This window comes from Dyadobacter sp. CY326 (assembly GCF_021390515.1).
Taxonomy (GTDB): domain Bacteria; phylum Bacteroidota; class Bacteroidia; order Cytophagales; family Spirosomataceae; genus Dyadobacter.
The window spans coordinates 261022-283759 of the sequence record NZ_JAJUXI010000005.1 but is presented as its reverse complement, the minus strand read 5'-3'; the positions used below and the strand labels follow the sequence as shown (position 1 = coordinate 283759).

Genomic DNA, 22738 nt, shown 5'->3' with positions numbered 1-22738 from the left:
TTTATGAAATCTTTACGCAACCTTTTGCTTCTTGCATTGGGTCTTTCGGCAATTTGCCCCGCCTTCACTTTTGCCCAAAAAAAGAAGAAATACATTGTCAACGGTTATGTTGGCGGCTTTCGCGGGCTCGTTAAAACGGAAGATATCGACGCGGAAAAGTTGACGCACATTAATTATGCATTTGTCAATGTGCAGGACAGCCTGGCCGTCCTGACCAACTTGGCGACGGATTCAACCAACTTCCGGAAGCTCAATGAAATGAAGGCGGCGAAAAATCCGGATCTCAAAATCTTGATTTCAATCGGCGGCTGGTCATGGAGCGAAAACTTTTCCGACGCTGTCCTGACCGAAACATCCCGCAGAAAGTTTGCAAAATCCAGCGTTGACATTGTCCGGAAATTCAATCTCGACGGCGTGGACATTGACTGGGAATATCCTGCCATGCGGGGCGAAGAAGGCAACGTTTTCAGGCCGGAGGACAAGCAGAATTTTACATTAATGTTCAAGGCAATCCGCGAGGAACTGGACATGTTGGAAAAAGAGAAAAGCCGTGATTATCAGCTGACCACCGCAGTAGGCGGCTCGAAATCGTTTGTCGATAACACCGAAATGGGCCTTGCGCATCCGTTTCTGGATTATGTCTTTATTATGACCTACGATTACGGCGGCAAAAATGGCACTGTCGGGCATCACACCAATTTGTACGATTATGGTGACGGTGAAGATGGTTCTTCTGCTGATCGTTCCGTAAAAAACTTCATGGCTGCCGGCGTTCCGGCGAGCAAGATTGTGTTAGGCGCTGCATTTTACGGGAAAGGCTGGGAGGCCGCCTCGGCAAACAACCACGGATTGGGTGAAAAGCGCATTAAGGCAGTTCAGGGAGGCGGTTATACCAAGTTGAAGGACACATTGATCAACCAGAATGGTTACAAAAAATTCTATGACGAAAAGGCGAAAGCGCCTTATCTGTTCAATGATTCGACCAAAGTGCTGATCTCGTACGAGGACGAAAAATCAATCCAGGACAAATGTGAATATGTCAAAAAGAATAAGCTGGCCGGGATATTTTTCTGGGAATATTTCAATGATCCAAAAGAATATCTAATCAATGAGATTAGCAAAAACCTCGATTAACTGACCAGTCCCAGCAAATCTTTTTTAGTCAGCGTTTTCAGAACCGAAGCATCCGTTTTGACCAGATCATCGGCCAGCTCTTTCTTCGATTCCTGCAATTCCATGATTTTCTCCTCAATGGTCCCGGGACAAATCAGCCGGACGGCAATTACATTTTTCTTTTGCCCGATCCGGTAACTGCGGTCAATGGCCTGGTTTTCAACAGCCGGGTTCCACCAAGGGTCCACGAGATACACATAATCAGCTTCCGTAAGATTTAGGCCAGTTCCACCTGCCTTCAAACTGATGAGAAAAACGCGGACTTCTGCATTATTCTGGAAGTTTTCAACCCGTACGGCGCGGTCCTTCGTTTGTCCGGTAAGATATTCAAACTTGATGCCGCGACTGACTAACTCGTTCTTAATCAAGTCAAGCATGGTCACAAACTGCGAGAAGACGAGGATCTTATGCTGCGACGACTTGCTCTCGATCTGTTCCAGAAGCGTCTCGATCTTTGCCGATGCATTGCCATAATACAAGTGATCATTCAGCAGGGCAGGGGAGTTGCAGATTTGGCGGAGTTTGGTTAGTCCTTGCAGCACATGCAGGCTTTCCCGCGCAATGTCGCCTTCGTTTTTTGTGTTCAGAAAAGTGTAAAATTCGAGCTCATAAGCATTGTAAACCTTCCGCTGCTCATCGCCCATTTCACAATAAATCACCATTTCTGTCTTGTCGGGAAGCTCGGTTGCCACTTGCTTTTTGGTCCTTCTCAAAACGAACGGGTCAATTCTTTTTTGCAATTCCCGTGCTCTGTCGTTGTCTTTGAACCGGTCAATAGGCGTTGAAAAGTGGTTTCTAAACTGCGTTTTGTTGCCCAGCAATCCCGGACAGGCGAACGAAAGCTGCCCGTAAATGTCGAATGTGTTGTTCTCAATGGGCGTTCCGGTGAGCACAAGCTTATTACGCGAATTTAGCAAACGCGCGGCCTTATATCGTTGTGATTCAGGGTTTTTGATTGCCTGCGATTCATCCAGGATGATGTAATTGAAGTTGTATTTTTTCAAAAAGTTGACATCGGAAAGCAGCGTGCCGTAAGAGGTCAGGATCACTTCATAACGATCAAAATCAGCAACCGTTTTCACCCGGTCCGATCCATAAATGGTGAGGACTTTGAGCGAGGGCGCAAACTTTTCAATTTCTGCCTGCCAGTTGAAAATCAATGATGTAGGCACAATGACCAGATTGGTATTTTGCACCTGTTTTTCTCTTTGGATTAGTAGGAACGCAATGATTTGCAGCGTTTTACCCAATCCCATATCATCGGCCAGGCAGCCGCCAAAACCGAAATCATCCAGGAAATTGAGCCAGTTCAGGCCCTGTTTTTGATATTCGCGGAGTGAAGCGTGCAGTTGCTGCGGAATGCTGACGGGTTCAATGGTTTCGAAATCGGAAAAACGTGATTTGTAGAAAGCGATCTGCTCACGCACATCCTGCGCAAGCGCCTCACTATCATACATTTCATTCACCGTCTCGAAGTTCATTTTTGACGTTTGAATGACGTCACCGACAATCTCTCCGGCCTCAAAATATTTCGTAAACTTCTCAATCCATTCATCCGGCAAAATCCCGTTGGAACCATCATCCAGCTGCACATATTTCGTGCGATTCTTGACTGCTTTATGCAAATTTTTTAACGTAACTTTCTGACTGCCAAACCTGACGTTAGCAGTTGTGTTGAACCAGTTTATCCCGCTGATCACATTAACCGAAACTTGCGCTTTGTTCGGATTCAATCTGATTTTGGTTAATTTATCAAAACCTAAAACCGTAATTTTCTGATGGCGCCATTCTTCAAAAGTGTTCAGAAACCAGTTCTCATTCAGGAATCGCTGTTTGTACAAATAAAAGAATTCTCTTCCCAGCTGATCCTCAAAATCAGGATGTTGTCGGATAATGGCACTGGCAAAGCTAAGTTCTTCACTTTCGTCGCGTTGCACAGAAAACGGGTTTCCATGCGCATCAATGGAGTAAATTTGCTTCTGCGAAAACACCGGCACTTCCACATTTCCATACTTGATCACAGGCGTGATCATGACGTAATTCCCAAAATCTTCGAGATAAATAATCTTTTCATTTTCCTTATCAAAACCTTGTTCAATCTTTTGGGAAGGCGTCGCTGGTTTTAGATAGGAATAAGTGATCTTGATTTTGGACTCGATTTTCGACAGCAGATTTTGCCTGAATTCCTCGAATTTCGATTTGTGAATGATGATTTTCTGATTGTGCGCATTGAAAAATTCCACCGTTTTCAAAACATCCTCATTGTCGATCAGATGCAACGAATCCAGATACAGCACAAAATAGTCGTAGCGCATCTTCACCTTTTCCAGATCCAGCGAAACGCCGTTCAGGATGAGCTGACCTGAAATCTGGAAAAACGGATCTTTGTTATCAATGGTCAACTGCATGTCCACCGGGGATTTTTCCAGCTTCACCAGCACTAGGGATGCCGCATTAACGCTTTCCGAAATCAGTGGATTGTGATAAAAAAAGCTGAGCGAAACGGGATTTTTAACAATGCTTTTCAAACCTGCGAGGTCAGTTTCGGCCTGTTTTTTGCGGAAATTGTTTTGAAAAGCGGCAATTGCCGTGTAAAACTTCACGATGTCCGGGTCCTGCGTTTTCCAGATTGCATCCAGCGGATTGAGCAATGTCAGCGGATTTTTCAGCTTTCCGTCGCGCGTAACCGGAGCTTCGTAAATCTCGAAATAGAAATGCTCGTAATATTTATGCTGGCCAATTACGACAAATCGTTTCGTGTTTTCCGCCTGCTTTTCCTCGACAGGAATGTCAATCACGGGCTTTCCGACCCATTGATGTTCGAGAAACGCAAATGATGTCTGACTCACTGGAATCAGTTCCTTCATTTTCGGCTTGATTTCCAGCTCTTTATTGACAAAGCCTAATTGGAAAAATGCGTCCAGGTCGGCTTCATTTTCCAGGCCATAATCCTTCGCGACAACGCGGATTTTCTCAAACCGCAGTTTTTTGTCAAAAAAAGCGCGCAGATCTTTTCTGTTATTGAGATTGTATAAAACCTGGATCTGATGCTCGCAAAGCCTCTTTTTAGGCGCATTGCAAGCGCAATAAATGGTTAACGAATGGTCGTTCTGACGAACTACAACCTTATGCTGGTCCGTCGAATTGGCCGGGATTTTGAATGCTGCATAATCCACGTCAATGTCCTGCGGCTGAATGTCAAAAAAGCCCCGTCTGTCCGTTGAAGGCAGTTCCGAACTGTTTTGCAGAATGTGCGTGGTCGATAACTGGGCGAGGTTGAAATCCTGGAAAACGAAGTTGTGGTCGGGTTGGTTTTCCGAATCGGCAGGGCCATTCTTTTTCATATGGCAAATTAATGAAGTATTTTGCACATTCATTTTAAATCATGCGCGATATGGAAATTGGAGTTGCTGCCGATCATGGCGGATACGAACTGAAAGAGTTTCTGAAAACATATTTAATTGGCCAGGGCCATCATATAACGGATTTTGGCGCATATCAGCTTGACTCGAAAGACGATTATCCTGATTTTGTAATCCCGCTGGCGCAAGCTGTTGTGAACAAAGAGGTTGAACGTGGCATTGCCGTTTGTGGGAGTGGCGTAGGTGCTTCGGTTGTGGCCAATAAGGTTACGGGAGTGCGCGCTGCGTTGATCAATGACCACTTTTCGGCGCACCAGGGCGTGGAAGACGATGATTTGAACCTGCTTTGTCTGGGCGGTCGCATCACCGGAAACATGGTGGCACAAGAATTTGTCGAGTCTTTTTTAAAGGCGCGCTTTACGGGCGAGGAAAGGCATTTGCGCAGATTGGGAAAGGTCAAGGCGCTTGAAAAATAATAATGGTAAAATTGATCTTCGGTCGCATTTTTAAGCTTGCAGCTTTCTTTTTGTTCTTTTCGTCGCTCTTAGCGCACGCGCAGAAATCCGCCTCCGACACGCTTCGGATGGTTATTCCGGACTCGGTTACGGTGATCAGGCCGGATAGTAATGTGAAGCCGCCGCCTCCGTTGTTTGACACGGTGCGTTATCGGTTTATTGGTGATGGAAATTTTGCGCGCGGCAACGTGAATCGCAGTTTGGTTGTGCTCCGGGCCGAACTTACATTCAGCGGCCCGCTCATTAATGTTGCGACCAATCCGCGCTTCACTTATGGAAAACAAAACGGCGTGCTCGCTGAGCGGGATAGTTATGTGGATATCTTCGTGGATATTTTTAAAAAACGTAAAACCTACGCTTTCGGCTTAGGTGCGTTGGAAACGAGCAACTTACGACGCATTGATCTGCGCCAAATGGCCGGAGCCGGAGTTGGTTATCGGGTTGTCAAAACCAAAACAAACGACCTGAGCCTAACCAATGCCATTCTGTACGAATCGACCAATTTTCAGGAGATTTCAACGGTTAGCATCATTCGCGACTCGTTTCGGGTGAAAGGCAAACATTCATTGATCCAGGACAAAATCCGCATCAACCACATTACTTTTCTGCAACCGGCTTTAAATGACTTTTCGAACCTGCGCTGGAACACGATCATTTCTTTCGAGCTGCCTCTGAATAAATGGGTTACACTGCGCACTAGTTTTGAAAATTCCTATGAAAGCGTGGTGGAAGCAAGCCGCAAGCGTAATGATTCGCGCATCACATTCGGGGTTTCGGTGGGGAATAAATAATGGTTTGGATTTTTGTAAGGGAAGGGAGCTGATAATGCTGTCCATGGTGGCGTACATTATATCCGCATAAAATGTGCTTTGTATAGCATCACCACTTTCCAACCTTGACATGAAAGAATCAGAAGATAATCGCCGCCAGTTTATCAGAAATTCCGTAAACACGGCCGCCGGGCTCATATTATTGCCGACATTGGCCGAAAAAGTTGCCGCCTCAGGCCTGGTCAAATCGGCCGCTCCCATAACAAGCCCGCCAATGCCACCGCGCATTAAATTCTCGGTAATAGGCATTAATCACGGACATATTTATGGCCAGGTGGAAGCCGTCACGCGTGGCGGCGGTGAGTTGATTTCTTTTTATGCAAAAGAAGAGGATCTGGCCGCAGCATTTGCCAAGCGTTATCCGCAGGTTAAGCAGGCTAAAAGTGAAGCTGAGATTCTTGACGATAAATCCATTCAGCTCATCCTCAGTTCAGGCATTCCCGACGAACGCGCGCCGCTTGGCATCCGCGTAATGAAAAGCGGAAAAGATTATATGGTTGACAAACCCGGCATCATCACGCTGGAACAACTCGCTCAGGTGCGGAAAGTGCAGAAAGAAACGAAGCGCATTTACTCCATTATGTACAGCGAGCGACTTGAAAACCGCGCAACCATTAAAGCAGGAGAATTAATAAAGGAAGGCGCGATCGGTAAAGTGGTGCAGACAATTGGCTTAGGACCGCACCGCATGACCCCAAAATCCCGACCAGAGTGGTTTTTCGACAAAAAGCGCTTTGGCGGCATCATTTGTGACATTGCTTCCCACCAATTTGATCAATTTCTGTTTTTTACAAATTCTACAAAAGCTGAAATCGTTGCTTCGCAAGTGGGCAATGTCAATCACCCGCAATATCCTCAGTTCGAAGATTTTGGTGATGCAATGCTCCGGGGCAACGGAGGCGCGGGTTACATTCGCGTAGACTGGTTCACGCCTGACGGTCTCAAATCCTGGGGCGATGGCCGCCTAACCGTTTTAGGAACCGAAGGCTTCATTGAAATCCGCAAAAATATCGATATAGGCGGCAGAGAAGGCGGAAACCATCTTTTTGTTGTCAATAACAAAGAAACCCAGTATGTAGATTGCAGCCAGGTTGAACTTCCCTACGGCCGCCAGCTCGTCGACGACGTCCTCAACCGCACCGAAACCGCCATGTCGCAGGAGCATTGTTTTCTGGCAACGGAATTAGCATTGAAAGCCCAGAAGAATGCACAAAATGTGGCAGCGTTGAGTTAAATAAGGTTAGGACGGAATATGAGACGATGTTTCAACCGTCCGGGATTTTTGGCGTTTGGACGTTTTTGGCTTTGCTACCAACATTGCATCGCTCCGAGGTTTCGACATTAAAAATAATACCGGAGGTATGCAATATTGGTAGCAAAAATCATATAAAACGATTTGTCAAATGCCGGAGGCATATAATACTGATTGATGCCGCTTATTGTTTTGACAACGCAGCAAAATCTTCATCAGACAATGTAATGTCCGCCGCGCCCATGTTTTCCTTCAAATGTTCCAAAGAACTTGTTCCTGGAATGAGCAGAATGTGCGGTGCGCGTTTCAAGAGCCACGCAAGCGCAATCTGAGAAGTGGTGGCGCCATATTTTTCGGCAATTTGCGCAATCTTTGACTGCAATTTGTTCGGGCCCGATGCCAGTGGATACCAGGGAATAAATGCCATGCCCTGTTGTTCTGTGAAGTCTACAACTTCCTCCCATTTCCTATCACCCAGGTTGTAAAGATTTTGTACGGAGACAATTTTCACCACTTTTTCGGCGCGCTGAATCTGTTCCACATCCACCTCAGACAATCCCACGTAACGAATTTTACCAGCTTCTACGGCTTCCACAACGGGCGCAAGCGTTTCTTCAATCGGAAATCTCGCGTCGAAGCGGTGCAACTGCCAAAGATCAATCGTTTCCCTTTTCAGGCGCTTCAAGCTGCCTTCAATTGCTTCGCGAATGTGTTTTGGATCGCCATTGCTGATCCACTGGTTAGGACCGGTGCGGTCAAACCCGCCTTTTGTGGCAATTAACAAGTCTAGCGGATATGGATGTAATGCGTCGGCGATGAGCACTTCATTCGTATGCGGGCCATACGAATCAGCCGTGTCAATGAAATTAACACCGGATTTGACTGCTGTCTGCAAAACTTTTTTAGCGTTGTCACGGTCAGGCGCGTCGCCCCACACGCCTTTGCCGGTGAGCTGCATGCCGCCATAACCGAGTCTTTTGATTTCTATTTCCCCGCCAACGCGGAATGTGTCTGCGATTATTGTGCTCATAATTTAAGATTTTAAAGGTTATTTAAACATTAACCCAAGGCGGCACAATTTGATTCGTCTTGGCGCCCTCGTTAATGCTTAATTAATGTTGCTTACCACAAATCTCAGGCCCGTTATAAACTTGGCACAGTTTTGTTCCCGCGTTTCTGAAAATCTATAATTGAGCAAAATGGAAACCACAATTTATGAAGACAAGGCGAGGACATTGATTGCAGAAATGAAGCAATTGATTGACATGAAAGGAATTACAGGAGATAATGTTTTTGAAGATGCGGGAGTGAGCAAAGAAAGAGCCGATCAGATTTTTCAAGGAGAGCTCCCAAGTTTGTCCGAGTTCCTCGCGCTTTGTCAAATTTCAGGAATTTCGATCCAGTTACCATCTGTCGAAACGCCGAACACGCCGATGTAAAGAGGTTTCAGCCGACTTCAAAGTTGAAATCGCCATTCATGATCAGCCTGGCGTCGGTTGGGTCGGGGTTGCCTGGGATTTGTAAACCTTTGATCTTGGCCGTTTTGCCTTTGCTAAGCAAATCGTAAACGTGCTTGTCGGTAAGTTTCTTGCCTAAAAACTCAAACGGAATTTTAAAGCCGCACACCTGGAAATTGGAACAGCCGTATGCGGTTTTTCCTTTTTTCAAAAGATGCTGCTTGCATTTCGGGCAACTCAGCGTTTCAATGGTAATCTCCTCTTTCGGCTCTTTCGGCTCTTTCGGCTTGGCCGGCTTCTTTTCTTTTTCTTCTTTTACAATTTCCGCGGGCACTTCTTCTGCAATGCTGATCGCCCGGCCGCGGTTGTTTTTCACCTCGTTCGTCAGCTCAACAACCATTTGGATCAGCTCCTGCTTGAACGTCTCCATCGAATAATCACCCTTTTCGATCAGTCGCAGTTTGCGTTCCCACGTTCCGGTCAGTTCCGCGCTTTTTAGGAGCTCGTTCTGGATTGTGTCAATGAGGTCAATGCCCGTTTGTGTCGCGAGAATGTTTTTCTTCTTCTTTTCAATGTAACGCCTTTTGAAAAGCGTTTCTATGATGTTGGCACGCGTCGAAGGGCGTCCTATGCCGTTGTCTTTCAGTGCTTCACGCATTGCTTCGTCTTCAACCTGCCTGCCCGCCGTTTCCATGGCGCGTAACAATGTTGCCTCGGTGTAAGCCTTTGGCGGCGTGGTTTTTCCCTGGTGCACGCGCGGCTCATGCGGGCCTCTTTCACCCACTTCAAAGTTTGGCATCAGCTTTTCTTCTTCGGCAGCCTCCTTCTTTGCACTCGCATCATTGGCATACAAAATGCGCCAGCCGGGTTCCAGGATCTGTTTTCCGGTTGCCTTAAATTCAACCTGTCCGACCTTACCCAAGACCGTTGTGTTCGAAACTTTGCATTCCGGGTAAAAAACGGCGATGAAACGGCGCGCGATCAAGTCGTAGATCCGCTTTTCGTCCTGACTAATGTGATTGGGCAAAACGCCCGTAGGAATAATGGCGTGGTGATCGGTTACTTTTTTATCATCAAAAACCGTTTTCGACTTCGGGATCGGCTTTTCCAGAAGCGGAGCCGTGTATTGCGCGTAATAAGTGAGCTCCCTTAATATGCCCTCCATTTTGGGGTGCAAATCCTCCGAAAGATAAGTCGTATCGACCCTTGGGTAAGTTACAAACTTCTTTTCGTACAGATTTTGGACGTGTTTCAATGTCTCCTCGGCCGAGTAACCATATTTTTTATTGGCTTCCACTTGTAGGGAAGTAAGGTCAAAAAGCCTTGGATTTCCTTCTTTCCCTTCCTTTTTTTCAAATGATGTTATTTCAAAATCGTGCAGCAACAGATAAGCGAGGCCTTTTTTTGCCTTTTCCTCATTTCTGATGCGGTCAATGTTTGCTGTAAATTCAGTTTCCCGGTAAATGGTTTTCAATTCCCAATATTCTTCCGAAACGAATGCATTGATCTCCTTTTGCCGCTGCACAATTAATGCAAGTGTCGGCGTTTGCACACGGCCAATGCTCAGCACAACTTTTCCCTGTCCAAATTTTTTGGTAAAAAGGCGCGTTGCATTCATGCCCAGCAGCCAGTCGCCAATGGCGCGCGCGCTTCCGGCCGCATACAAGTTGTTGTAAAGTGCGCTGTCTTTAAGTTTTTCAAAACCTTCGCGGATCGCTTGTTCGGTCAACGATGAGATCCAGAGGCGTTTGACGGGCACATTGCATTTGGCTTTGAGCAAAACCCAGCGCTGGATCAGCTCGCCTTCCTGGCCTGCATCTCCGCAGTTAATCACTTCTTCGCAGTTCTGAACCAGATGCTCGATTACGCCAAATTGTTTCAGCGCACCCGCATTATCAATGAGCTTGATGCCGAAGCTGGACGGGATCATGGGCAAGTCTTCCAGTCGCCATGATTTCCAGCGTTCTGTATAATCGTGCGGCTCTTTTAATGTACAAAAATGCCCGAACGTCCAGGTGACCTGGTAACCATTTCCCTCGAAATAACCGTCCTTGCGCTGATTAGCCCCGATGATTCCCGCAATGTCTTTGGCAACACTTGGCTTTTCAGCAATACACACTTTCATAGGTGCAAACTTACGCGATTGACGGGAAAGTTGATAAAATCACCCGAAAATCTGACCGAATAATCAATTGCCTGAAAATTTTTAAAACTATTTTCAAAATATTTTTCTGAAATGGATGCGATTTGAGACAAATATTTGGCAAAGACGACTATTGATAAAGTGCACTCCGAATTTTATTCTGATTTAGTTGTCGAATGCCAAATTGTATCCTAGCCTTTTAAATAGGATTGTTCCAAGATTGACGAAACGCTTGACGATGCAAAATTTAAAAAAGTAACAAAACGGTAATTTGAGTTACTTTTAAATTTGCAATCTTTAAATAATACTATAAACTTTAATCACTGATGGTGTAATTTGATGCCTAAAAAGTCGTTTACGAACCAAAGATTATAAAGGTTAATGTTTGCTTGAACGTTTGTATTCAGAATATTGTAGTATATTTGTACAAGAATTAGAGACAAAAACAAAACAAAAAACGTAAACACTATTATCAATGAAAAATACAAGAAACATGTTAGTAGCAGCCTTGATGGCCATGACTTTCGCAACTTACGCCAACGCTAATAACTCCACATATTCAGTTGAAGAAAAAGTAAAGGTTACAGGCGTAAATAAAGCGCTTCCAGCTTCACTTCCAGTTTTGGAAAGTCCAGCACCACAGAAAGCAAAAAATTTGGCTGACACCAACAATCACAGTGCATCACAAAAAGCAGCTCTCGTAGGTCTACAATTGAAGAGCGCTACGAAGTAATTGGAAACAGCCTTACATTCAGAGGGCTTTTAGAGGAAAGAAAACTAAAAGAGGGGGAATTATTTCTCCCTCTTTTTTTGTGCTCATATCATTCACGGACACCCGTTTTCTGCCACCGGATCAAACCTTCGCGGATGTCGGCCAGAATCTGGTAATCGTCTTTCACCCAGTTGCCCGAATTGTGTTTGGTGTGCTTGCCATTGCGCAGGTAATTTTCAAAAAGCGCATAACATTGCATTGCGTCCTCGCGGGAATGAAAGCTGTCGATCCAGACCTGCGGCACCTCGTTTTTGGGAACAATGCCAATGCCGACATTATAGACCCTAATAATTCCTTTGCTGAATTCCCACGAAATGAAGTCCTGTTCGCGCGTGTAAGCCGCCCGCAAAATGGACGCATTATGGCCAACATAATTAATGAGCCGGTCGAAGATCTGCTGCTTGGTTTCCGCGGAATCCGGGCGAATGCGCCAGACATTATTTTGAATTGAAAACGGATCTTCCCTGAACTTGTCTAACGGCTGCCCGTATTGTGCCAGTGAAAGATTAAGGCCCGGCAAAAATTCAACAACCAGTCGCTGTTTTCCGGACGGGGACGTTTCTGTAACCACCCTCAGTTCCTCTGTTTTCCGGTTTGCTGTCAGTAGCAGCGACTGCTCGTTTTCATCATAGGAATAATGTCCGAAATCGTATTTTCCTGTGTGGTAAATGCGGGTAAAAGTGCTGTCGGGAAAAAAGGACATCAGCACCTGATTCGTGCTGCCAGCCGCTTTGGACAGTTCCCGATATTGATTCGGAGCACCATCTTTTCTTTTGAAATCGACAAACCGCCAACTTCCGCTGAGCTTTCCCTTGTGCAGAATTAATGGGTTAATGTCCGTAGTCCGACCTTGATAATCAGCGTCTTTCTTCTGCTTTACGCCACGATAAATGATGCCATGAAAGTCCATCATGGTAATTATTATCAGCAAGAATATCATTTTGATCAATTCCATTGCGAAACGAAACCTTTATTTTTTAAAATAGTCCTCCTAAAACAACTAAGAGTATTTCAAGGAGATTTTGTGCTTTTTCAATCATTCTGAGCCCATCCACAATCATTATCCGATCGCAATGCCCATGAATATCGTCAGGTCAGCACCGCTTTTCGTCATTTTTCTGTTGCTCAATTTCGCATATAATTTCAAAAAACCTGATGCCGAAATCGAAAAAACGCCTGCTGCCGATAATTCCTTAACCGCCGTTCAAAACGAAGCGGAAGAAACCATCAGTATATTTAACGGAACAGATAAAAAGCCGATTTTAGTCCAAAATGCGAAAGCAAATTTTCGGCCGTATCTGCATCCAATTATCGCGCCGGACGGCAAAGGCGTGCTCACCGAATATAGCCCGGGGCATCACAAACACCAGACCGGCATTTATTGGGGTTACACGCGCGTGAATGGCCGCGATTATTTTCACCATCCCGATGGCGATTTTTGGAAGAGGGTTTCTTCAAAAGTAATTGAAGCCAAAGGCACAGAAGTAAAATGGCAAACTGTCTATAACCTCCTCGATTCGACTGGAAAGGCCGTTTTGACCGAAACACAAAACTGGTCTATGCGCTTCAAAGACGGGAAATATCTGCTCGACCTTGAATGGAATGGCGAAGCACAAACGGATGTGACCATTGGAAAATACGATTACGGTGGACTTTTTGTACGAATGCCCTGGAAAGAAGGCATTAAGGGCGAAGTAATCAATGCGGCGCGACAAAAAAATGAAAAGGCAGAGGGGCAAGCTGCCATGTGGGTTGACATTGGCATGCAGGTCGAAGGCCGGGACAATCTCGCGCACATTGCCATTCTGGACCATCCCGAAAACAAAGGTTATCCACAAACCTGGCGCGTGGACACGCAATTAGGCGCAGGTCCAGCAAGAGCGCGGAAAGCAGATTGGCACATTAAAAAAGGCGAAACCGAAACGATCAAACATGAACTGGTCATTTACACCGGCGAGCTGAATGATGTGGAACTGAACAAAACATTTGGCGAATTCATTGGAAATAACGGCACTTATAACACCGCCGCATTGTGGGCCATTGCGCAAAAAGAGGGCAGGGAAGCCAAGTTTCTGAGCGCGCAGGAAGCCGTTGCGGCGATGACGATCAAGGACGGTTTTCAGGTGAACGCTTATGCCTCCGAGCCGATGATGACGCAGCCGATGGCGTTTTGCTGGGATGATAAGGGGCGAATGTGGATTGCGGAAAATAAGGATTATGAATCAAGAGGAAAAGGTTTTTCCAATGCGGGCGACAGCAGGATCTTGATTTTGGAAGATACAAATGGCGACGGCGTTGCAGACAGCAGGAAAGTGTTCATGGAAGGCATTGCGTTTCCTTCGGCCATTGCGGTCGGTTTCGATGGTGTTTTTATTGGCGCTCCCCCTAATCTACTTTTTGTCCCGGACAAAAACGGCGATGATAAGGCTGATATGGACAACATTGAAGTGCGCCTGACCGGCTGGGGCATCCGCGACCGGCACGAAACGTTGAACAGTTTTCACTGGGGGCCGGATGGATGGCTTTATGGTTTGCAAGGTTTTGCAACGCCTTCCAAAGTAGGTAAACCAAAGGATAAGGGTAAGCTTTACAAGCATAAGGATCCGTTTCCGGAGAATTTTGAAGTGGAAAATGGTGTCGATATCAATGGTGGCGTGTGGCGTTACCATCCTACAAAAGCCATTTTCGAGGTCGTGGCGCATGGTTTCAGCAATCCGTGGGGGATTGATTATGATGCAAAAGGCCAGTTGCTGATGACGGCTTGCGTGATCCCGCATTTGTGGCATGTCATTCCCGGCGGCATTTACCACCGGCAGGGCGGACAGCATTTCAATCCCTATGTTTATAATGATATCAAAACCATTGCCGACCACACGCACCGGTCGGCGCATGGCGGCGCACGGGTCTATTTGTCCGACGCTTTCCCGGAATCCGAGCGCGGAAAAATATTCATGGCGAACATTCACGAGCACGGCATTTTATCCGACATTCTCACGCCCAAAGGCTCTGGTTTCAGCGGCAAGCATGGTGATGATTTCATGATGGCCAACAATGCGCAGTGGGTCGGTTTTAGCATGGAAATAGGGCCGGAAGGTGGGATGTATGTGCTTGACTGGCACGATGCCGACATTTGCGGATCGGATGTTTTAAACTCAGAAACAGGCAGGATTTTCAGGATTATGCCAAAAGTTTCACAGGCAGAAAACTGGAAAGGTCGCTATGATGACTTAGCGAAAATGAATGACGTTGCACTGTCCGATCTGCAAACGAGCAAGAGCGAATGGCATGCGCGCCGCGCAAGGATTATCTTGCAAAACAGAGCTGTAAAAGGAAAGCTTTCAAAAGAGGCGCTGGATAAGCTCAACAACATTTATTCAAAAGATAGCAATGCAGATTATCGCCTCCGTGCGATGTGGGCTTTGCAGGTGACTAATGGCTTGGACGCTAATGCATTAACAGCGGCTTTGGACGATAAAGACGCATATGTCAGAGCTTGGAGCATCCAGTTTTTGTGTGAAACCAACAAGCCTTCGCAGGAGGCGATTGCCAAATTCACAAAGCTGGCCAAAGACGATCCTTCGCCCGTTGTGCGCCTTTATCTTGCCTCGGCATTACAGCGCATGGATCAGGCGCAGCGGTGGAGCATTGCCGAAAATCTGCTGGCGCATCAGTCTGATGCTGAGGATCATAACCTGCCTAAAATGATCTGGTATGGCATTGAGCCATTGGTCAAAACCAATCCTGCAAAAGCATTGGAAATGGCTGGAAAAAGTAAAATTTCAATGGTGACGCAGTTCATCGCCCGCCGGACTGTCGATGCCGATGCGGTGGAAGCGGTTGTCGCTGCAATCGGGAAAATGCCTGCAAATCATGTGGCGTTGATGGAAGGCATGCGAGATGGACTCGAAGGCAGAACAGACATTAAAACGCCTGCGAATTGGAATGCGGTTTACACAAAACTAAGACAGGCAAACGAACCGGCCGCAAAGCTGGCGCTGGAAATTTCACAACATTTCGGCGACACCGAGGCAGCCAAAAACTTTTTGGTAACATTAAAAAACGCAAATACGCCAGTGGATCAGCGCCGAAAAGCATTGCAATCGCTGGCCTTAAGACAACGGCCGGAGCTTGTACCGGCATTGCCGAACTTGCTTAATGATAATCAGTTACGCCTCGATGCGATTCGTGCAATGGCAGGTTACGATAGCGAGCCCTTAGGAAAGCTTTTGGTCGACCAATATCCAAAATTCAATGCAAGCGAAAAGGCAGAAGCCATCCAAACATTGGCGTCTCGCCCAAAATCGGGCTGGCTGCTTACCCAGGCCATTTCCAAAAATGTAATTCCGAAAAAAGACATTCCTACCTACGTTGCCCGGCAGCTGAGAAGGGTGGTAGGAAGTGGTTTTGTGGAAGTTTGGGGTCCTATTGATCACGTTGCATTTGACGAAAAGGCTTATAAGAAATACAAGAGCCTGCTTTCGGATAAAAGCGTTTCCGAAGCTAATAAAAACCAAGGGCGCATGATTTTCCAGCGCACTTGCGCGCCCTGCCATAAACTTTACGGCGAAGGCGGCATCATTGGCCCGGAACTGACCGGTTCAAACCGCGCTAACCTCGATTATTTATTAGGCAACATTCTCGACCCGAGTGGGGAAATTCAGGACGATTACAAAATGGTGGTGGTGACCACGCGTGACGGGCGCACTTACGTGGGTAACATTGCGAAGGAAACGGAGCGCCAGGTGACATTGCGGATTGTAGGTCAGGATGCGGTTGCTATTAATAAGTCAGACATTCAAACACGGGAAGTTACGCCTGTTTCCATGATGCCCTCGGGGCTTTTGGAAGCATTGTCGGACAAGGAAGTGACTGAATTGGTGGCTTATCTGAGGACAACAACACAAGTGGAATCGCCTAAATAAATGTCACAATACCAGTAATTTATTGTAATGCTTCTGCTTTTGATTTATATTAAAGTCTAAATCAACCAAGAGATCGTTATGCGGGCATTTTACCGGATTTTATTTGCGCTTATTGTTCTTTTTTCTGCCAACGTTGTTTCAAAAGCTGAGCAACCCGAGACATTGAAAATTGGCGCTGCGGCTCCCGATTTCAATTTATTAGGTGTTGATGGCAAGAAATATTCTTTGAAAAGCTTTGCTGCGTCGCCTGTTTTGGCCATTGTTTTCACTTGCAATCATTGCCCCACGGCACAGGCTTATGAAGACCGGATCAAAAAGTTGACGGCCGATTACAAATCAAAAGGCTTCGCCCTGATTGCAATTTCTTCCAATGATCCCAAGGCGATCCGCCTCGACGAGCTCGGTTACACAGATTTGAGCGACACTTATGAGGAAATGAAAACGCGGGCCAAAGACATGGCTTACAACTTTCCTTATCTGTTTGACGGCGATGATCAGAAAACCGCATTGGCTTACGGTCCGGTTGCCACGCCACACATTTTTGTTTTTGACAAAGCCAGAAAATTGCAATATCACGGCCGCATTGACGACGTTGAAAAACCAACAGGCGCACCGAAGAACCTGGATGCAAAAAACGCCATTGAAGCATTGCTCGCCAACAAACCGGTTCCTGTTCCGTCGACAAAGACATTTGGCTGCTCTATGAAATGGATCTCCAAAGAAGATGGCGTTCAAAAAGAAAAGGCTGGCTGGGCGAAAGAACCCGTGACTTTGGAAACGATTGACGAGGCTGGATTAAAGGAATTGATCAGCAACAAATCGGACAAATTGCGCCTGATCAATGTGTGGGCAACCTGGTGCGGCCCCTGCGTAACCGAATTTCCGGATTTCATGAGCATGCACCACATGTATCGCGGGCGGGATTTTGAATTTGTATCCATCAGCGCCGACAGTCCGGATAAGAAAGAGAAGGCATTGAAATTCTTGCAGGGAAAGTTCGCTTCCAATAAGAATTACATCTTTAATGTGGAGGATAAATACAAACTGATTGAGGCCGTTGACCCCAAATGGCAGGGCGCATTGCCTTACACGATCCTGGTAGAGCCGGGCGGAAAGATCGTTTACGCCCAGCAAGGCCCGATTGATCCGCATAAAATGAAAAAGACGATCGTAGAAAATAAATACGTAGGCAGATATTACTAACAACCTGATCATTAACCTTTTCCCATCATGGCAGATCACGAAATTTCAAGACGTAAATTCTTAAACGCAACGGCGCTTGCCGCAGCCGGAATCGGGCTTTTGCCTGCGACCGGGATTGGCTTTCCGGCTTATATCAAGAATTTAGGCAAACCAAATTCATTATTTAATGGCGTGCAGATTGGTGCAATCACATATTCGTGGCGGACTTTGCCGGGCAGCGCAGAGGACATTCTCAAATATTGCATTGACTGTAACATCAGCGCCATTGAACTCATGGGGCCCACAGGCGAGACATTCGCCGGTGCACCCGAAGGACCGAAACTTCCGCCATGGACCGGAGGCAAGCGCCCCGAACTGACCGATGAACAAAAAGCAGCGCAAGCCGAACATTTGGTTAAAATGGCTGAATGGCGTGCCAAGGTTCCAATGGATAAATTTGTGCAGCTGCGCAAAATGTATAACGATGCTGGCGTAAGCATTTATGCATTTAAGCCTTCCGCATTAGGCGAGAAAAACACGGATCAGGAAGCGGATTATGCGTTCCGTGCGGCAAAAGCATTGGGTGCCAACCAGGCGAACATTGAGCTCCCAAATGATCCTGCGCAAACCAAACGCCTCGGCGACATTGCTGCCAAAAACAAAGTTTATGTAGGTTATCACGGTCACACACAGCAAACGCCTACGTGGTGGGATGTGGCATTAAACCAGTCGAAATACAATGCGATGAACTTTGATATGGGACATTACGTGGCCGCAGGTTTCGACCCGATTCCGCTCATCGAAACCAAGCACGATCACATTGTAAGCATGCACATTAAGGATAGGAAAAATAAGGAACATGGCGGCGCTAATGTGGTTTGGGGACAAGGCGACACGCCGATTACCGCAGCATTGGAGCTCATGCGCGCCAGAAAATACAAGTTCCCGGCAACCATCGAACTTGAATACGAAATCCCGGCCGGTTCAGATCCGTTGAAAGAGACAGCCAAATGTGTAGAATTTGCTAAAAAGGCATTAGGCGCCTAATCATTAATAAGTTTTATCGCCGTCGCTGACATTTGATCAGCGACGGCTTTTTTATTCGCTCGACTTTCTAAATGTCATATAATCCGGCAAAAAGACTTCAAACTCAGTTTGTTAGTATTTATTCTAAATAAAATACGTGTTGATAATTATTCTAAATTAAAAATATGCTAGCTTCACAGCAACAACTGTCCTAACGGTTTGTAATTTCTTCGGCATCAATTGTTAAACATTTTTCTGTGAAGCAAAACTATACTTTTCGCAAGCTGATCAATGATCTGCACCTTTGGGTTGGCTTGCCCAGTGCCATTATTCTCTTTATAATGTGCTTGACGGGCACGATGTATGTGTTTCAAAGGGAAATTACGCAGTGGGTCGATAGCAATAAATTCATGGTTCATGTGCCTGCAAATGCCAGGGCATTGCCGCTTGCCGAACTTTCAAAACGCGTGAAAGTGGAGAAGGAAGGCAGGATTTCAAACATTCAGATCGCGCAGCATGCCAACGAAGCCTGGACTTTCGGCTTATCAACGATTGACAAGGAAGCCAAGCCGGAACTTGAAACAGAAGGTCCTAATGCAGGCAAACCGAAGATTAAGGAGAAAACGACCAGTTACCTCGTCGATCCTTACACGGGCAACATTCAAGGTGATGCCAAAACGCCTACAACCGAATTTTTTGCGACTGTGCTGCAAATGCACCGCTGGCTGCTGATGGAGCACGATTTGGGAGGAGTCATTACGGGAACGGCTGCGTTCATGATGCTTTTCCTGACCATCTCCGGATTGATATTATGGTTTCCTGCCAAGATCAAAAGCTGGAAGAACAGCCATTTTTGGAAACAAGGTTTTAAAATAAAAACTGATGGCAGCTGGAAACGGCTGAATTTCGATATGCACAAAGCGCTCGGTTTTTATGCATTCGTGTTCGTGACGATCATGGCGATCACCGGGCCTTACTTTGCATTTGACTGGTATAAAAAGAATTTTAGCGGCGCGCTGGGAACAGTTCCATTGAACAAGAACAACACATTGGAGTCCAAGTTATTAACCGCTTCTCAAAAGCCTTTGGACTTGAATGCAATTGTTGCGAATGTGAATAAAATTTATCCTTACAGTGGCAGCGTCAAACTTGCATTACCCAAGGATTCGATTGGCAGCATTGCCGTTCAAAAAGCTGCTTCCGGATTCATCACGTCGGCCGCAATTGACCGCGTGACATTGGATCAATATTCGGGTGAAGTGCTCAAACTGGATCGTTATGCGGATAAAACGACTGGTGAAAAGATTGTGGCTTCTGTAAAGTTCATCCACACGGGGGAGCTTTTCGGGACGTTTTCCAAGATCATTTACTTCATCGCAGCATTGATCGCAACGAGCTTGCCCGTAACCGGATTCTTCATTTGGTTAAATAAAAGAAAAAGTGCGAAAGGCAAACCAACCCGCCACGCGGTTCCTGCCAATGTCAATGCAAGAACTTCCTTTCCTAAAAGACCCAAACCCAATAGTCAGCCTGCCTGAACTAGTCAAACTGAAATTGATCTCCGGAGTGATTCATATCGCTCCGGATTTTTTTGTGCCTTATCACACACGAACAGATTTACAGAAGACTATTCGGAAAAATATTTTAGGTGCATATATATTCGTACGAAATTTTTCCTACCTTTAATCCGTTGATAAAAATATGAGCGTAATGGAGCCTACAAAATCTGAGTTAGAAATATTGCAAGTGCTTTGGGAGCACGGTCCGTCGACCGTAAGGTTGGTCAATGACAAGCTGAATGAGGAAAAGCGGGCGGTCCAATATTCGTCTACATTGAAATTAATGCAAATAATGGCCGAGAAAGGCATCCTTGTCCGTGACGAAAGCAGCATGAAGCACGTGTATAGCCCGGCGGAAGCAGAGGATAAGACCAAAAATGCATTGCTGGAAAAGTTTGTGGATTCCATGTATAAAGGCTCCGCTTCCAATTTGGTGATGCAGTTGTTCGGCAATAAAAATACGTCGCAAGAAGAGTTGAATGAGATTAAGGATTTTTTGAAAAAACTGGATAAGTAACATCTTAACAGCAATCCGTCAGTCATGAACATCAATGAACCGCACATTCAAAAGTTAATGCAGGCGCTGTGCCTCACGTTAATCCATTCCATTTGGCAAGGTTTCCTCGTTGCCGCTTTGGCCGGGCTGATGCTCATGCTGACCAAAAAATCGAGACCGGCAACGCGATATAATTTGCTTGCTTTGCTTCTTTTCTGCTTTGTTGCGGCGGCTTCTTATACATTCATTACGCTATTTTCCGCCGGCCAGATTGCAACGGAAAGCATTGGTATGAACGCAAATCCAGGTGATTTGGGAGCTTATCAAACTATCATTTCGAGCGCTTCAAATTTGCATGAAATGGGCGCATCAAGTTCATGGAGCGGCGTTATTATGGATTTTTGCAGCCGACATGCGCAGGTGATTGTGGCAATATGGTTTCTGGTTTTCGCTTTCAAATCTTTTCAGGCGACTGCCGGAATGCATTATCTCAATAAAATCAAAACGCGCAACATTCACCCGCTTCGCGACACTTGGACAAGCAAATTCGATGTGCTTGCCAAAAAGATGAAGGTCAGGCAGATAATTAGAGTCATTGAGTCAGAAAATGTGACGGTCCCAATGGTGGTTGGCGTCTTTAAACCGCTCGTTATCATTCCCTTTTCCTTATTTGTAAATCTTCCCGAATCACAGATTGAGGCAATTCTATTGCATGAGCTGGCGCATATCAAGAGACGCGATTATCTCGTAAACCTGATTCAGATCTTCTGTGAAAACATCTTCTTTTTCAATCCCGCATTGCTTTGGATTTCGCACCTAATTAAAGTAGAAAGAGAACATTGCTGCGATGATCTGGCGATTGCAGTGACAGAAAATAAGACGTCGTTTGTGCACGCATTGGTCTCTTTTCAGGAATACAATATGCAAGGTTCCGCATTTGAAATGGCGTTTTCCAAAAAACGTAATCACTTGCTGGACAGGATCAAGCGAATCATTTATAGTAACAATAAACCTTTAAATGCCATGGAAAAATTATTTGTAACAATCAGTTTAATCACCGTTGCGGCCCTATCCGCAGCCGTCACAAAAGTTGCGCCTGAAAGCAATGCTGCACCTGTTGTCAAGGTTGCGAGCAGACCAATTTCATCACCACGTTTAACATTGAAAGTGGCAGCACTTGTCTTCCAAACGGACACTTTGCCAAAGAAAAAAGGGACGACAGTGACTAATCAGCAGGAAGAGCGGGTCGAGATCAGCACAAATTCGTCCTCCGATGACAATGTGAATGCGGATGTTTCTGTCCACACAAATGTCAACGTGAACACAGAAGGAATCAGCACTTATCGCATCAATTCAGATGGGAAAGATTACGATGTGGTGCAGATTGATGGCAAAACGGCGCTGCTGCGCATTGACGGAAAAGAAATTCCGAAGGACCAATTGGGCAATTACAAGCAGGAGATTGATAAAGTAATGGTCAGCATTAAAAAAAATCACGAGGAGGCGGAAGTCCACAGGGCACATGCCGACAAAATGCGTGCAGAGGCCGAAGTTTACAAAAAGGAATCTGCCAATTACAGGAAACATTCAGAAGGTTTCGAAAAGCAAGCCAAGATTATGTATGCCGATGCCGAAAAGCAACGCGCTTATGCTGAGGAACAAAAGCTTTATGCAGAAGCGCAGCGCGGAAGAGCCGACAATTATCGCGAAATAGCGGATGACGCAAGAGCTGCTGCTGAAACGGACCGGAAAAATTATGAAGAATTGCAGGAAAGTGTGATCAATGATTTGCTGGCAAGCGGCGTAATCACGAGCCGTAATGATCTGTCTTTTAGGCTTACCAAGAGCGAGTTGATCGTTAACGGTGCGAAGCAGCCAGCCGCATTGCATCAGAAGCTCAAAGAAAAATATATGAGAGAAAAGGAGTTTGAGATGAGCTATAATTTCAGCAACAGGCCGGGCTCCACTTCAACAGGCATTCTTTATAAGAATTGATTAGCCATCGCTGACACCCATAAGGCATAAGTATAACACAAGACCAAATGTATT

At 45.9% G+C, this 22738-nt stretch carries 16 protein-coding genes; 12 read left to right on the top strand and 4 right to left on the bottom strand.

Translation table 11 applies throughout. The features are described 5' to 3' along the window. Positions 1-3 precede the first annotated feature (3 nt). Positions 4-1134, top strand: coding sequence for a glycoside hydrolase family 18 protein (locus LZG73_RS11865; RefSeq protein ID WP_233849300.1), 1131 nt, complete (start codon positions 4-6; stop codon positions 1132-1134). Here LZG73_RS11865 and LZG73_RS11860 read toward each other — a convergent pair. Continuing rightward, a complete protein-coding gene (locus LZG73_RS11860; RefSeq protein WP_233849292.1) occupies positions 1131-4517 on the bottom strand; it encodes a DEAD/DEAH box helicase in 3387 nt (1128 codons plus the stop codon). The genes LZG73_RS11865 and LZG73_RS11860 overlap by 4 nt on opposite strands. Before the next feature lie 50 nt (positions 4518-4567). On the opposite strand from LZG73_RS11860, the gene LZG73_RS11855 reads away from it, so the two are divergent. The 3 genes from LZG73_RS11855 to LZG73_RS11845 all read left to right on the top strand — a co-directional run bounded on the left by LZG73_RS11855 (position 4568) and on the right by LZG73_RS11845 (position 7114). Further along, the gene (locus LZG73_RS11855; protein ID WP_233849290.1) at positions 4568-5011 is read left to right on the top strand and encodes an RpiB/LacA/LacB family sugar-phosphate isomerase; all 444 of its coding nucleotides are present in this window, start codon (positions 4568-4570) and stop codon (positions 5009-5011) included. Between the two features lie 2 nt (positions 5012-5013). Next, positions 5014-5841 (top strand): DUF481 domain-containing protein, encoded by an 828-nt coding sequence (locus tag LZG73_RS11850; RefSeq protein ID WP_233849282.1) that lies wholly within the window; start codon positions 5014-5016, stop codon positions 5839-5841. 109 nt (positions 5842-5950) lie between these two features. Continuing rightward, positions 5951-7114, top strand: coding sequence for a Gfo/Idh/MocA family protein (locus LZG73_RS11845; RefSeq protein ID WP_233849280.1), 1164 nt, complete (start codon positions 5951-5953; stop codon positions 7112-7114). Positions 7115-7316: 202 nt separating this feature from the next. Here the strand turns inward: LZG73_RS11845 and LZG73_RS11840 are convergent, their stop codons facing one another. Beyond that, on the bottom strand, positions 7317-8162 hold the full coding sequence (locus LZG73_RS11840; protein ID WP_233849278.1) for an aldo/keto reductase: 846 nt from the start codon (positions 8160-8162) through the stop codon (positions 7317-7319). Between the two features lie 169 nt (positions 8163-8331). On the opposite strand from LZG73_RS11840, the gene LZG73_RS11835 reads away from it, so the two are divergent. After that, positions 8332-8571, top strand: coding sequence for a transcriptional regulator (locus LZG73_RS11835; protein ID WP_233849276.1), 240 nt, complete (start codon positions 8332-8334; stop codon positions 8569-8571). 7 nt (positions 8572-8578) lie between these two features. Here LZG73_RS11835 and LZG73_RS11830 read toward each other — a convergent pair whose 3' ends face one another. Next, a complete protein-coding gene (locus LZG73_RS11830; RefSeq protein WP_233849268.1) occupies positions 8579-10714 on the bottom strand; it encodes a type IA DNA topoisomerase in 2136 nt (711 codons plus the stop codon). A 493-nt stretch (positions 10715-11207) separates the two neighbouring features. Between LZG73_RS11830 and LZG73_RS11825 the strand changes: the two genes are divergently transcribed. Next, the gene (locus LZG73_RS11825; protein WP_233849266.1) at positions 11208-11465 is read left to right on the top strand and encodes a hypothetical protein; all 258 of its coding nucleotides are present in this window, start codon (positions 11208-11210) and stop codon (positions 11463-11465) included. 88 nt (positions 11466-11553) lie between these two features. On the opposite strand, the gene LZG73_RS11820 is transcribed toward LZG73_RS11825, so the two are convergent. After that, positions 11554-12417 (bottom strand): hypothetical protein, encoded by an 864-nt coding sequence (locus LZG73_RS11820; protein ID WP_233849264.1) that lies wholly within the window; start codon positions 12415-12417, stop codon positions 11554-11556. A gap of 166 nt (positions 12418-12583) precedes the next feature. Between LZG73_RS11820 and LZG73_RS11815 the strand changes: the two genes are divergently transcribed. The 6 genes from LZG73_RS11815 (at position 12584) to LZG73_RS11790 (ending at position 22684) form a co-directional block, all read left to right on the top strand. Beyond that, complete coding sequence (locus tag LZG73_RS11815) at positions 12584-16426, top strand: PVC-type heme-binding CxxCH protein (RefSeq protein WP_233849262.1); 3843 nt, start codon at positions 12584-12586, stop codon at positions 16424-16426. A 78-nt stretch (positions 16427-16504) separates the two neighbouring features. Beyond that, positions 16505-17629 carry a redoxin domain-containing protein gene (locus tag LZG73_RS11810; protein WP_233849236.1) on the top strand — a complete coding sequence of 375 codons (1125 nt, stop codon included), beginning with the start codon at positions 16505-16507 and terminating at the stop codon, positions 17627-17629. A gap of 27 nt (positions 17630-17656) precedes the next feature. Then, on the top strand, positions 17657-18655 hold the full coding sequence (locus LZG73_RS11805) for a sugar phosphate isomerase/epimerase (RefSeq protein WP_233849228.1): 999 nt from the start codon (positions 17657-17659) through the stop codon (positions 18653-18655). A 236-nt stretch (positions 18656-18891) separates the two neighbouring features. Continuing rightward, positions 18892-20172, top strand: a complete 1281-nt coding sequence (locus LZG73_RS11800; RefSeq protein WP_233849226.1) for a PepSY domain-containing protein — start codon at positions 18892-18894, stop codon at positions 20170-20172. Between the two features lie 172 nt (positions 20173-20344). Continuing rightward, a complete protein-coding gene (locus LZG73_RS11795; protein WP_233849224.1) occupies positions 20345-20710 on the top strand; it encodes a BlaI/MecI/CopY family transcriptional regulator in 366 nt (121 codons plus the stop codon). Positions 20711-20734: 24 nt separating this feature from the next. Beyond that, positions 20735-22684 (top strand): M56 family metallopeptidase, encoded by a 1950-nt coding sequence (locus LZG73_RS11790; RefSeq protein WP_233849222.1) that lies wholly within the window; start codon positions 20735-20737, stop codon positions 22682-22684. Positions 22685-22738: the final 54 nt, after the last annotated feature.